The sequence below is a fragment of the Paenibacillus sp. IHBB 3054 genome (genome assembly GCF_051594305.1).
In the GTDB taxonomy this organism is placed as follows: domain Bacteria; phylum Bacillota; class Bacilli; order Paenibacillales; family Paenibacillaceae; genus Paenibacillus_AQ.
Genome location: NZ_JBOFBG010000021.1, coordinates 64837 through 78031, shown reverse-complemented (window position 1 = coordinate 78031; position 13195 = coordinate 64837). Strand labels below are relative to the sequence as shown.

Below are 13195 nucleotides of genomic sequence, written 5' to 3'. Positions count from 1 at the left end.
ACGATGGTTTCAATTGTTTTTTCTGGTCTTCAATTTGTTATTTTTGTTTTTCTAAATTTAAATTTGTTATCTATCTTATATTAAACAACCTGAAAAGGAGGGCTTTCGCCCCCCTTTTCACGAATCATTTCCTATTAAAGAGCAGATTACTTTGTGCCGAATGCTAGCTTTTCGGAGTCCTGCATCCGCTTTTGTAATCCTTTGGTGTCATTCCGCACATTTTCTTGAACAGCTTGTTAAAATATACAGGATCGCTGTAACCGACCCTTTCGGCAATTTCATAGTTTTTGAGATCAGGCTGGCAAATCAGCAGCTCCTTGGCTTTTGCGATACGAATACCGATAAGATAATCCGTTATCGTCTGGCCGGTCTTGAACTTAAACAGGCGGCTGATATAACTTGCGTTCATGCCAACGGTCTCTGCCAGACGCTCCAGCTCAAAATTTTGGCCATATTCCTTCTCCAGAATGCTTTTGGTCTGTTCAACCACATAATGCTCTCCACCCTCGGCAGCCTGAGCTGGAGGATTCTCCTGTTCAGGTACGGCAATCTTCAGTTCCTTGTTCTCCTCCACCCGCTTCAACAGCTCGTACAATTGTGCCTTCTCTATCGGCTTAAGCAGGTAATCCAGTACGCCATGACGCATGGCCCTCCGGGCATAATCAAACTCGCTAAATCCGCTCAGCACAGCGATGGATAAATTTTTCATATGGCCCCTGGCCTCTTCTATCAGCTTGAAGCCGTCCATCCTCGGCATCTTGATGTCCGTAATCAGGAGATCAATATCCTCAGGGGCCAGCTTGGAAAGATGCCCCCAAGCCTCCTGTCCATTGCCGTATGAGCCAATGACCTCCACTTCCAAGTCCATGCGGGAAGTAATCTTCTCCAGCCCGCGTCGTATTACTTCCTCATCGTCCGCAATCATGACCTTAATCAATTCGAAACCGCCTCCAATTGTAAATCCGCTCGCGAATGATTGCGCTACCATTTCAATTATATGCCTCATTAGCCGGTTAGAAAATGTGTTGTGTTGCTCTTTTATAGTCTTCAGTTTACTTTAATTAATTCCCCCTTGAAATCAAACACAAAAAGGTATATAACTAAATTGTATTGTTGTTATTAATAAATAACAATATTATAATAACAAATTAACGAAAAGTTATTATTTGTTAGCATTATTTTATCTATTCTTCCAAGTAAAGCGAGGTTTCCAAATGTCACTGCTTAATGAATATGTCGGAGGTGTCACCTGGGGCTTTATGGGCAGACGCGGAACCTGGACTACTGAAGCAGCCGAAGCTTCGATGGGGCTTATGAAATCGGTTACGGGTGCGAACTGGACCGCAATTGCCTTCAGCGCCATTCAGGCCACTCCGCAATCCACGGAAATTCCGTACTGGGAGAAGCCGACAGTCACCGACGAAGAAGTAGTCTGGGCGATCCGCAAGGCCAAAGAGCTCACTTTAAAGGTCTGCCTGAAGCCGATTGTCAATTGTGCAGACGGCACTTGGCGCGCTCATATTAACTTTTTCGACAAGGATGTTCCCTGCGAGCCCAAATGGTCGGAGTGGTTCCGCTCTTATACTGACTTTATCCTGCATTATGCTGCGATCGCTGAAGAAAGCGGTTGCGAAATGTTCTGCATCGGCTGTGAGCTGGTTCAGACCGACCGGCGTGAAGCCGAATGGCGGGCCCTGATCGCTGAGGTACGCAAGGTCTACCACGGGATCATTACTTACAATTGCGACAAATACCAGGAGGATAACGTGACCTGGTGGGATGACCTCGATGTGATCTCCTCCAGCGGATATTACCCGGAACAGGACTGGGAAGCCCAGCTTGACCGGATTGAAGCCGTGGTGAAGTTACACAACAAACCATTCTTCTTTATGGAAGCCGGCTGTCCCAGCCGTACCGGGAGCGCCGCTATCCCCAATGACTGGACGTTACAAGGTGAACCCAGCGAAGAAGAGCAACACCGGTTCTACCAGGCGATGTTCGGCAGCTGTGAGAGCCGTGAATGGGTACGGGGCTTTATGTTATGGGATTGGCCTGCACACCTCTACCCGCTTGAAGAGGCGGCAGACAATGATGATTACTGCATGTACGGGAAGTCGGCAGCAGGTGTCATTAAAGCGTATTATGGCTCCAAAATCAATAACTAACGATGGGAGTGGACCAGAAAAATGAAGAACTCACCCGAAGATTGGCTAAAGAAGCTGGAAGCGGAGTTGCAGGACAATATTCTCGGCTTCTGGATGGAACACACGCTGGATGAGCAACACGGCGGCTTTGTTGGCGAAATTGATAACCAGTTGAATGTTGTCGAAGGCGCAGAGAAAAGCCTTGTGCTTAATGCACGGATTCTCTGGACGTTTGCGAGTGCTTACCGCATGTACCGCAAAGCAGAATACCTGTCCATGGCTGAACGTGCCTACAGCTACCTGCTGGAGCATTTCACAGATAAGGAATACGGTGGATTTTACTGGATGGTTGATGCTTTAGGTGCGCCTTCCCAGCCGAAAAAGCAAGTATACGGCCAGGCTTTTGCCATCTACGCGCTAGCCGAGTTCCATCATGCTACGGGAAATTTGCAAGCCTTGGAACAAGCGGTTGAGCTGTTCCGTCTCTTGGAGAAGCACGGCTATGATCCGCTTTATAAAGGATATATCGAAGCACTGTCGCGTGAATGGCAAGTAACGGATGATCTGTCGCTAAGCGCCAAGGATATGAATGAGAAGAAGTCGATGAATACGCATCTGCATGTGCTGGAGGGTTATACCGGCCTGTACCGTGTATGGAAATCCGAAGAGCTTAAGGTTAAGCTGTCCAGGCTGATCGAAACGATGCTTGATCATATCATTGACGGTGAAGGCAAGCATTTCCACCTGTTCCTGGATGAGGAGTGGCATGTGAAATCCGAGCTCGTCTCCTACGGCCATGATATCGAAGGCAGCTGGCTGCTGGTGGAAGCCGCAGAGGTGCTTGGCGATGAGAAGCTGCTCCAGCGCGTGCGCACAGTTGCCCTGAGCATGGCAGAAGCTGCGCTTGAAGAAGGCATCGCAAGCGACGGGGGCATCTGGAATGAGGCCGACGGCAGCGGGCTGCTGAGCAAAGATAAGGACTGGTGGCCGCAGGCTGAAGCTGTTGTCGGCTTCTTCAATGCCTATCAGCTGACAGGGAATCAGCGGTTCCTGAATGCTGCCGAAGGCGCCTGGAACTTTATTGACAGCTATTTAGTGGACCGCAAGTATGGCGAATGGTACTGGGGTGTTGACGAGAAGCTGCAGCCGCTCGCGCATGAGCCGAAAGTCAGCGCCTGGAAATGTCCTTATCATAACAGCAGAGCCTGCTTCGAGATGATCGAACGTCTTAAATCAACTATAAAGGAGAATATCTAATGACAACTTTATTCGAAGAACGCAAAGAGCAACTAACGGCACGTTATGAAGCCCTGATCGGACGCAAAAATGAGAAGGTGCCTTACGGCAACGGGACTTATGACCGTTATCAGTATCCGCTGCTCACCGCGGAGCATGCCCCGCTGATCTGGCGTTATGATTATAATCCGGCAACCAATCCTTATTTTGCTGAAAGAATCGGTGTTAATGGCATCTTCAACCCGGGCGCCATTGAATTGGATGGCAAGTTCTATATCGTAGCCCGTGTTGAGGGCAATGACCGCAAATCCTTCTTCGCCGTAGCCGAAAGCGACAGCGGTGTAGACGGTTTCCGCTTCTGGGACCATCCGGTTGTATTACCTGAAACAGAAGACCCGGATATCAATGTCTACGACATGCGTCTGGTTAAACATGCCGATGGCTGGATCTATGGCTTGTTCTGCACCGAGCGTAAAGATCCGGATGCTCCGCACGGCGACCTCTCCAGTGCTGTAGCCCAGTGCGGCATCACCCGCACCAAGGATCTGAAGACCTGGGAACGTCTGGCTGACCTGAAGACCGGTTCCGCCCAGCAGCGCAATGTCGTGCTGCATCCTGAATTTGTGGATGGAAAATATGCCTTCTACACCCGTCCGCAGGATGGCTTCATCGACGCCGGTTCCGGCGGCGGCATCGGCTGGGGATTGTCCGATACAATCGAAAATGCCGTAATTACCAGCGAGTCCATTATGGATCAGCGCTACTATCACACCATCAAAGAAGTGAAGAACGGCCAAGGCCCGGCTCCAATCAAAACTCTGCGCGGCTGGCTGCACATCGCCCATGGCGTGCGCAATACAGCAGCAGGACTGCGGTATGTGCTTTATGCTTTCCTGTCGGACCTGAATGAGCCGAACAAAGTTACCCATGCTCCTGGCGGCCATTTCATCGCTCCAGACGGTGAAGAACGTGTCGGCGACGTATCCAACGTTGTGTTCTGCAACGGTGTAATTGCCCGCGATAACGGAGAAATCTATATTTACTACGCATCCTCCGACACCCGTATTCATGTAGCTACCACTACAGTTGACCAAATGCTCGACTATGTGCTGAATACACCGGAAGATCCGCTCCGTTCCTATGCCTGCGTACAACAGCGCATCGCACTGATCGACCGTAACTTGCAGCTATAATTACCTACACTTCCTACGTAAAAAGAGTCCGCCAGGTTGATCTCCTGGCGGACTCTTTTTATATATTTATATGGGCTGAGGTAAGACCGGCAAGCGGAATGACCGTATGACTTTTTGGCCGAATTCACCACTCTCAGTGCGACTTAATTGTACTTCGTACACTTAAAAACGTAAATTCCACTGCCACCGCGAGTATAGTTGCATTCCGTACATTTATATTGGAGGATTTCAGATCAAATGGGTGAATTTATTATTTTTAACTGCATGAAATGCAATTATTTCTAGAAATAATCTGCTTATGCCTTGAATAGTTGCAGGTAATGCAATTAAAGCTACAGGTGCTGATGATGCCTTCTAAATTGCCCCAATAACCTCTCTTGGATTCAGGCCAAATGATACAGGTGGCGGAACAGCGCAAAAAGAGAAACTATACTTGCACTTTTTCCTATTATTTGAGATTTAAGCAGACTTAGTACCAACTTACACCGCTGCGCGAACGATGTAATTATCCAAGGTTGCCTGCAACCCTTGGGATGACTGGTGCTGATTGAAGATCCGGCTGATCTCAGGCATGCATTGCAACACCATTTCGTGAACCGCTGGTGACTGGCCAAAACAGCGCAACCGCACAATATCCAGCGGCTCATGAAAATACTGCACACTCGTAACAATCTCGATTTCAGCGCTTGTAAATCCACTTGCCTCGAGCCGTTGATTGATCTTGTCCAGTACCGGAGTTCCTTCCGGCTGAGATGCAAACAGCCCGGGAAAGAGCCGGGACAGCTCTGGCGACAAACGGTCGCCGGGATGGAGAGCAAGCAGCCTCCCGCCTTTAGTGAGGATTCTCGTAAGATCGGAGTATGCGGAGGTCGGGCCTTTACGGTTGTAAGCACAATCAAATTGTCCGTCTTCGAAGGGAAGTTTGTGCTTGGTATTGACTGTAACAAAAGAAACATTAGAAAGCGCAGTGCTGCTGGCCGTTTCAATGAAATCAGCAGTGACGTCCAGCCCGACAATTTGCTTCACCACAGGACTCCAGCGAATCGTAAAATCCCCGTGGCCGCAGCCGATATCGAGCACTCTTTTCCCTGGAACCAGCCCTGCAACCTCCTCGGCAAACATCGCCTCCGCATCGGGCCCCGTGATCGTGGAATTCCAGGGGTACGTATATTTCCCCGTTGCCCCTCCCAGTCCGGCATACCATTCAAACGAATGCGGCAGTCTCCAATCCGGGTGTTCTGTCGGATCTGCTAACGTCTGGTTCATTCCATCTCCTCCTGTCTTCATCGTAAAGTAGAGCAGCGAATCAGCTATAGAGTTCGCCGTCATCTCCTTGTACTCTTGCTCCCAGCGCAGCAGAGATTTCAATCATTTTGTCAATGACAAACTCATCCGCTCTGTGTACAGTAATTCTGCCTTCCTTATAGCTGAACGGCACACTGAAATCTTCGACAGACCAATGAAAGAAATCCCCTTCAAGGCTCATTGTTCCGAATGGGCCTTTCAAGGAGAGCATATTAGTATACTTAAAATCATCTCTCTGGTCAAAGCAGGACTTTGCCTCTTCGAGGGATATCGGATTATTCATACTTTCGGTCCAATGTTCGGTCCGGGTAAGGTGTACATTATAACTCATTAAAACTCCTCCTATATAAACTTATAATTCTTCTAGTATGGGATTGGCCGTGACTACAGAGAATATCTGGACTTCCGGCCGCTGTTGCACCTTCCCTTTAGCTCTGCGGTCCGGCCGCTGAATCCCGGTGGACGATATCCGCAGCGATCAGAATCTTCTCCAGAGGTGCTGACGGATTATGAATGCGGTTCAGCAGCTTCTCCACTGCCGCCCGGCCCATTGCCTCCTTGGGTACATGCACAGTAGTAAGCGGCGGAATACCTCTTGTTGCATCCTCGATGTTGTCAAATCCCGTAACCGAGATATCGCCTGGTATGGAGAAGCCTTCTTCCTTCAGCGCCTCGCTGACTGTGAGCGCGATGAAATCATTGGCGCAGACTAGCGCTGTCGGCATGGTTTTGGCTTTTTTCCGCTTCGCCATCCATTGGTTGAACTGCTCTTGAATGATTGCGTCATCCATACCTTCCAGCTGAAGCATCTCGTCATCACCGGCAGGGGGCTTCAGCTCACTCTCTTCCAGGGCGCTGCGGAAGCCGATCCAGCGGTCGCGGAAGCTGCGCGAGTAGCGGATATTACCGATAAAATGCAGCAGCTTATGCCCAGTTGCCATCAGGTGGTTGCTCAGCCGGTTCATGGAATCAGTATTGTTGGCGAATACTGTATCACTCGGAATTAGCGGATCTTCATGATCAATCAGCACCATCGGCAGTCCGATACGGTGCACCTCCAGCAGCAGCGAGGTAGAAATCTGTCCTACCCCAACCAGACCGAGAAGACCGTTCGGGTTCAAAATATTGACGAAATTATCTGCACGATGCTCGGAAACAATCACCATTCCGAGGCCTTCCTGATCCAGTGCAAGTGCGATACCGTCAACAATTTTGCCCCAATAGAGGGAATCCTGAGTCTGTGAACGGATATTGGGCATCAGCACCAGCACCGACTGCTTATTCCGGTCGCTCCCTGAGCCCTGGGAGGAACGTTTTATATTTTGCACGTATGCATTCTTCTGTGTGAAATAGCCAAGCTGTGAAGCAGCCTGGATTACCCGCTCTCTGGTTGTTTCGTTGACGCCGCCCTTGCCTGAAAGCGATTTGGAGACGACAAACTTGGATACGCCGAGATGATCGGCAATTTTCTGCATGGTAACCTTTTTAGCCATATGAAAACCCTCCAAAATAATCTTGATTTAAAAAACAATTCCCGTTTATGGCTGCGGAGAAGCCTGCTGCCCCTGACGCGCTTCCTTCCACTTCTCATTCAACATGTCAAAAGACTGCTGTAAATCCGGCGCGGCAAGCAGCTCCTGAATATAATCTCCTGACCAGAACGACAGCTTCGCCCTGTTCGCCATTTCTATGAAGGCGTCACTTTGCACCGTAGCCTCAACCAACCGGGGATTGTAGGAGAGAAACTCACGAAATTGCTCCATAGAAGGCTCTGCAGCTCCCTCAGGAGGCAGGAAGCCCCAGTCAGCCGTGTAAGAGGTCTCTTTTACAAAATACTCCACCCAGGCCTTGGAAAGCTCCTTATGCTTGCTGAATTTGCTGACTCCAATGAACCAGTCCGGATTGAGCGGAGCATAATGTTCACTGCTATTGTCATACGGAAACGGGAAGAATCCGATATCCCCTTCGGAAGCACCGGCATCCAGCACCTGGCGGATCGTCCAGTTTCCGAGCAGATACATGCCGACCTCCCCCTTCGCCAGCTTGGTCTTGGAAATCTCCCAATTGTTTGAGAACAGCTCGTCCTCCACATAACCCCTGTCAATTATCGTTCTGGCAATGGACAGAGATTGCCCCCATGCATTATCAATCTGCCACGGGCTGTCCTCATGAACCATGTTGTTCAAGTATTCGGGATCACCGGTCATAAAATTGACCATAGTATTTCCCCATTCCCGCAGCGGCCAGACGGCTCCGTAATTTAAGTAGACGGGGGTAATTCCCGCCGCCTTCAGCTTGGCGCAGGCAGCGTAGAATTGTTCAAGGGTCTGCGGAATTTGCGTAATGCCCGCCTGCTCGAAAGCCCGCTTGTTATAAACGATCCCACTGGTTGTCGTACCTGTAGATAATCCGTACCTCTTGCCACCGTAAGTGGCGAATGTGGTGAATCTTTCCTGGGCGGACATTTCATTATCCAGCGGCTCAAAAAAAAGCTCAAGCTCTTTCGCCGGCAAATTGACGGGCAGCAGCAGAACATCCCCGGCGTCCTTGGTCGATAATCGGACGAGAATGTCGCTCGCATAATTGGACAAGCCTTCGAATTCCACATTAGCTTCCGGATACTTCTTTTTAAACTGGTCGGCATACCCTTTGAAGGTTCCATTCTCAATCAGATCAATTCGATTCGTCAGCATGACAATCGTGCCTGACAGACTGGATGCGCCCCCGTCTACGGCAGCTGATGCAGCAGGCTCCTTGCTGTTGCTGCGATTCTCGCAACCCGCTGACAGCAGCAGCAGAACCAGCAGCACCGTTTGCACAGGCCAGTGCATTTTAATCCTCTTCAAGGTGTTTCCCCCTCTCTCTAGCTCTCGCCATCCGTTCGTTCGCTTGGCTCCAGCAGTGGCAGGGATAAGATTACATCCGTCCCTTTCCCGGCCTCACTGAACACTTCAATGCCGTAACCCGCACCATAATGCAGCTGTACACGCTGGTGCACATTTTTCATACCGATGCCTCCATTGATGCTTTTCTTTCGAGGTGTCTCACGTTTCAGGCTGTCATTGAGCTTCTCCAGCGTGTCCTGATCCATACCGCAGCCGTCATCGCTGATATGAAATAGCAGCTTATGCTCCGTAATCTCACATTTAATACCGAGATGCATCTGCGGCTTGCTGTCATCCAATCCGTGATAAGCAGCGTTCTCTATGATCGGCTGGAAGACCAGCTTAATGATGGAGTATTCGTTAAGCTCCTCCGGGACATCAATCTCCAGCAGGAAACGCCCGGGATAACGGCTGCCCAGCAGCTCTACGTAGTTGCGCACATACAGCAGTTCCTGCTTCATCGTCGTTTTGCCGGTTAATTCACTCGTGCTGTATCGCAGCAGCTTGCCCAGTATGGAGATCATGTCGGCGGCTTCCACATCGTCATTAAGCTCTGCAGTCATGCGGATAGACTCCAGTGTGTTATAGATGAAGTGAGGATTGATCTGGCTCTGCAGCGCCTGCAGCTCCGCCTCCTTCTTCTGCTCTTCAATCCGGTAGATATCCTCGATCAGCTGCCTGATCCGGGCAAGCATCCGGTTGAACTGGTGACCCAGCAGGCCAATTTCATCCCGGCGTTTGACTCGGAAGGTGACATCAAGATCGCCGTTCTGCACCTTTTTCATTAGCTGAATCAATTGAGTCAACGGTTTGGTCAAAGCAAAGGATAAAATAATCGAAATAATCAGCGCCAGCACAATAATAATCAGCGTTGCGGCAAAGGTCACATTGCGGGTCAGCTTCACATCGCGGGTCAACTCATCGACCGGAATGGAGATAATCACCTTCCAATTGGTCTTGGAGGAGCTTGAATATATATTCAGCCTATCCCTGCCGGACACCGTATCGTAGAAGCTCCCGGCGCTGCCCTGTGCCTTGCGGTACAGCAATGTGTGTGAAATATCCGTCGTCAGCAGCTTCTGATCGCTGTCATACACAACTTTTCCGTTCTCATCCACAATTAATGACTTGCCATGCGTAACCTTATCCAGTTCGGCGACCTGATTTTCCATGTTGCTGATATTGGCATCCACCGCAATCAGTCCGATTGGATTCCACAGGCCGTCGACAATTTTACGGACAACCGTGAACGCATACCGGGTGCTTTGCAGATTGCTTGTGTATGCCTGAGTGCCGAAAAGCAGTGCTTCCCCGCTGGAATACTTGGCCTGCTCGCTCCAGAACTTGTAGCTTTGCTTCAGATCCAACCGGACGCCTCCGTCTTTGGCCGAATAATAACCGTTGCCATAGCCGTCAAAAATATACACGGAATTCGTGCCCCGTTTGATATTATTGATGAAGGATATATTTCCTTCGATCCCCCGCTGTATAGACAGCAAAAGATCAAAATCACCGGGTGCAATCGATGAACTGTCCGTCTCGCCCGTCATGGCCTGCTTCTGCTCATAATAACGGTTCGAGCGCAGCAGGTTCTGCTTGATATCGTTTACATAAGCGGGCATGGATGAGATTCGTTTCATATCCTCTATGTAGTCATCAATCCCGTCCATCATTTGATCGATCAGCTTTTCTGAATAAGCGATGGTATTATACTCGATAGACTTAGAGTAGCTCTTGAAGCTGATTACACTGATAAAAGAAAGCGGGAGTGTAATGATAATCAGAAAGACGAGGAGCAGCTTGCGTTCCATGCTCATATCCCCGATAAAGGACCACCAGTTGTATTTGCGTTTACCTTTCATACGGCCCTTCTCCTTCAATGGCGTTTACCTAACTTTTCTTATATTCATAACAATTTGCCTAACAAAATCATTATACGTGTTAGCTTGTGGTTGTACAAGAAGATAGCACGCAAAGTTCCAAGTTAACTTCGAAGATTGGTTCCATAACCCTTTGCCGAAGCATTGAAACCTGTTAAAGCGGAATAAGGCCGCTTCTTCCTGTGGAAGAAACGGCCTTATTCGCTCAAAAACCTGCAGAACTCTAATGATTTATTTAATGGTAAACAGCGCCAGCTTATCCTTCAGCTGAGTTGAAACGCTCTCCAGCTTGCCTGACAGCGAAACGAGGTGATCACTCACATTCTGCTGCTCGCTGCTGAGTGAGGCTACCTCTTCCGAAGTGGCTGAGGATTGCTGCGCTACCGCACTTACATTACCCATGGCATCTGACAGGACACCTTGGGAATGATTGAGGCTTCCAATGGCTCCAGTCACTGATTCGAGGCTTGTAATGAAATCCTCCATCTGTCCCTTAACCGATACGAAGATATCGCTTGTGCTCTTCACCGAACTCATCTGCTGCTTGAAGAGCGGTGCAACTTCGGACAGCACAGTTACTGTCTCGTTCATTTCAGCCATGATTTTATCGGTGATCCCGGCTACAAGGGCAATGGACTGCTTGGATTGATCCGCCAGCTGCCGGACTTCCCCAGCCACGACCATAAACCCGCGGCCTGCTTCGCCCGCTCTTGCTGCTTCAATAGTTGCATTCAATGAGAGAATGTTCGTCTGCTGTGTAATGTTCTTCATAACATCAAGCACTTTGATTACAGAGAATACCGTTTCTTTCAAATCGTTGACACGATCCACTAGCGCGGTTGTCATCTCTCCGGTACGGCCTGTCTGCTTCAGCAGCTCTTCCAGCTGCTTCGCTCCGTGTCCGCTGGCTTCACCGACACCACGGGCCGCCTCATCCATCTCTGCATTAGCAGCGATAACGCTCTGCATCTGCGTAGCGATCAGATCCGTCAGTTCATTGCCGCGTTCAGCTTCCAAAGCCAAACTTCCTGCACCACCGGCGATCTCTTCCGTAGCAGCGGCAATTTCCTTCGCGGAAATGGCAGTCTTGCGGGAAGCTTCACCAAGCTCACCAGCGGTATCCAGCACTTCACGGGCTGTGTCCGTTGTCTGTGCAACCAGCTCTGTAATCCGTTCCATCATTGTATTGAAGGAGGCCGACAGTTCGCCGATCTCATCCTTAGATACGTATTCAGTACGCACGCTCAGGTCACCTTTTGAACCTTCAACCATAAGATCCTTCAGGCGTGCCAGCGGTTTGGCGATCATCTGGACCATCCAGAACCCTAGCACTACCGCAAGCGCGGCTGCGGCAAGCGCCGCCAGATAAGTCGTGAACAGAATCGGACGTGCTGCCTTCACCAGCTCGCCGGTAGGCACCACTCCGGTCAGCTTCCAGTCAGCTTTGGTCAAGGGATTATACACTGCCAGCACATCCTTGCCGTCGGCATCGCTGGCTTCCTGACTTGCGTTGTTGCTCTTGCTCTCCTTGATGAAGGCTAGCTCTGAAGCCACCCCATCATCAGCAGGTACATTAGAAGCGACTACTATACCATCCGGGTCCACAAGCTGAATCCGTGAGCCGTCTCCGAGGGAAACAGTTTTGAAGGCTTCCTCCAGCAGTGTATTTTTCAGTTCAAGCATGATTACATATCCTGAATTGGAACCCATGTTTTTGAGGGATCTTACCATCGCGATATTCTTCCCTTTATCACCTTCAATGGCCGTCGAGAACCAGTAGTTCTGGGATGCTTTGGTTTCCTTGGAGTAATAATATTCATATTCCTGAGTACGGCCTACAACCGTGTTATACCAATCCTGATCTCTTATTCCATCCATTTTCAGTCCGGAGTTGCCGCTTGTAATTACACTATAGTCCGCTGACTGCGGAATCAGTGAAATAGCCACAATGTTCGAATCCGTTGTCGTTTGGCTGGATAGCTTCTTGCTTATTGAATCGGTAGCTACAAATTTATCATAATTGGAACTTGCGGAAGCCAAATCCGTCAAATCACTTTGCATTTTCGAATCAAAATACAGTTGCAGTGCCAGATTCTCATACTGTTTGATAATAATATCAAGCTTATCAGAGGTCTGGATAATGGTCTGCCGGTTAGCTTCTGATACATTATCTTTAATCGTATTCTTGGCCTTGTTATAGGACAACAGTCCCAAGAGCAGTACCACAATAACAATTGAAGATAAGAAAATCAAAAACAGCTTGACGCCAACTGACTTCAGCGGGTTGACCCTTTTCACCTGACGTAACGAAGTATGTAGCACCCCCTTAAGGGTTATCTTGTCGCGCACTTTCTTGACCTTACTTTTGCTTGCTGTCTGTGTTTCACTTGTGCGGTTTTTCTCTGCTTTTTGTACTGTCACCGGTTTCTTCTTGTTCTTCCCCACTCTCATCCTTCTCCCTTTCTGCTGTTCTCCTCTTTTTTCACGCTCGGGAGCCCCCATTACCATCACCTACCAATTAGTTTAGAAGATGTATGTAAGCGTTCACGAAA

At 49.3% G+C, this 13195-nt stretch carries 10 protein-coding genes; 3 read left to right on the top strand and 7 right to left on the bottom strand.

Features of this window, described 5'->3' with window-relative positions:
* Positions 1-163: 163 nt before the first annotated feature.
* Entirely contained in the window at positions 164-988 is an 825-nt protein-coding gene (locus tag ACQ76X_RS21440) for a response regulator transcription factor (RefSeq protein WP_438495836.1), read from the bottom strand.
* Between the two features lie 226 nt (positions 989-1214).
* Here ACQ76X_RS21440 and ACQ76X_RS21435 point away from each other — a divergent pair, with 226 nt between their 5' ends.
* From ACQ76X_RS21435 to ACQ76X_RS21425, 3 genes are read left to right on the top strand one after another with little or no spacing between them, the layout of a single operon-like run.
* Positions 1215-2165, top strand: a complete 951-nt coding sequence (locus ACQ76X_RS21435; RefSeq protein WP_438495835.1) for a glycoside hydrolase family 113 — start codon at positions 1215-1217, stop codon at positions 2163-2165.
* A 21-nt stretch (positions 2166-2186) separates the two neighbouring features.
* Positions 2187-3401, top strand: coding sequence for an AGE family epimerase/isomerase (locus ACQ76X_RS21430; protein WP_438495834.1), 1215 nt, complete (start codon positions 2187-2189; stop codon positions 3399-3401).
* Entirely contained in the window at positions 3401-4573 is a 1173-nt protein-coding gene (locus ACQ76X_RS21425; RefSeq protein ID WP_438495833.1) for a glycoside hydrolase family 130 protein, read from the top strand. The genes ACQ76X_RS21430 and ACQ76X_RS21425 overlap by 1 nt, the downstream gene beginning before the upstream one ends.
* A gap of 480 nt (positions 4574-5053) precedes the next feature.
* On the opposite strand, the gene ACQ76X_RS21420 is transcribed toward ACQ76X_RS21425, so the two are convergent.
* The 6 genes from ACQ76X_RS21420 to ACQ76X_RS21395 all read right to left on the bottom strand — a co-directional run bounded on the left by ACQ76X_RS21420 (position 5054) and on the right by ACQ76X_RS21395 (position 13094).
* Positions 5054-5839 (bottom strand): class I SAM-dependent methyltransferase, encoded by a 786-nt coding sequence (locus ACQ76X_RS21420; protein WP_438495832.1) that lies wholly within the window; start codon positions 5837-5839, stop codon positions 5054-5056.
* A 40-nt stretch (positions 5840-5879) separates the two neighbouring features.
* Positions 5880-6209, bottom strand: coding sequence for a hypothetical protein (locus tag ACQ76X_RS21415; RefSeq protein ID WP_438495831.1), 330 nt, complete (start codon positions 6207-6209; stop codon positions 5880-5882).
* Between the two features lie 97 nt (positions 6210-6306).
* Positions 6307-7371, bottom strand: coding sequence for a LacI family DNA-binding transcriptional regulator (locus ACQ76X_RS21410; RefSeq protein WP_438495830.1), 1065 nt, complete (start codon positions 7369-7371; stop codon positions 6307-6309).
* A 45-nt stretch (positions 7372-7416) separates the two neighbouring features.
* Positions 7417-8724, bottom strand: a complete 1308-nt coding sequence (locus ACQ76X_RS21405; RefSeq protein WP_438495829.1) for an ABC transporter substrate-binding protein — start codon at positions 8722-8724, stop codon at positions 7417-7419.
* Between the two features lie 17 nt (positions 8725-8741).
* Complete coding sequence (locus ACQ76X_RS21400) at positions 8742-10625, bottom strand: sensor histidine kinase (RefSeq protein ID WP_438495828.1); 1884 nt, start codon at positions 10623-10625, stop codon at positions 8742-8744.
* Positions 10626-10874: 249 nt separating this feature from the next.
* Positions 10875-13094 carry a methyl-accepting chemotaxis protein gene (locus tag ACQ76X_RS21395; RefSeq protein WP_438495827.1) on the bottom strand — a complete coding sequence of 740 codons (2220 nt, stop codon included), beginning with the start codon at positions 13092-13094 and terminating at the stop codon, positions 10875-10877.
* Positions 13095-13195: the final 101 nt, after the last annotated feature.

Excerpts from the sequence above, each read along its gene's own strand:
- ACQ76X_RS21440 (WP_438495836.1), bottom strand. The coding sequence starts at position 988 with ATGGTAGCGCAATCATTCGCGAGCGGATTTACAATTGGAGGCGGTTTC.
- ACQ76X_RS21410 (WP_438495830.1), bottom strand. The coding sequence starts at position 7,371 with ATGGCTAAAAAGGTTACCATGCAGAAAATTGCCGATCATCTCGGCGTA.
- ACQ76X_RS21395 (WP_438495827.1), bottom strand. The coding sequence starts at position 13,094 with ATGAGAGTGGGGAAGAACAAGAAGAAACCGGTGACAGTACAAAAAGCA.
- ACQ76X_RS21425 (WP_438495833.1), top strand. The coding sequence starts at position 3,401 with ATGACAACTTTATTCGAAGAACGCAAAGAGCAACTAACGGCACGTTAT.
- ACQ76X_RS21420 (WP_438495832.1), bottom strand. The coding sequence starts at position 5,839 with ATGAACCAGACGTTAGCAGATCCGACAGAACACCCGGATTGGAGACTG.
- ACQ76X_RS21435 (WP_438495835.1), top strand. The coding sequence starts at position 1,215 with ATGTCACTGCTTAATGAATATGTCGGAGGTGTCACCTGGGGCTTTATG.
- ACQ76X_RS21430 (WP_438495834.1), top strand. The coding sequence starts at position 2,187 with ATGAAGAACTCACCCGAAGATTGGCTAAAGAAGCTGGAAGCGGAGTTG.
- ACQ76X_RS21415 (WP_438495831.1), bottom strand. The coding sequence starts at position 6,209 with ATGAGTTATAATGTACACCTTACCCGGACCGAACATTGGACCGAAAGT.
- ACQ76X_RS21400 (WP_438495828.1), bottom strand. The coding sequence starts at position 10,625 with ATGAAAGGTAAACGCAAATACAACTGGTGGTCCTTTATCGGGGATATG.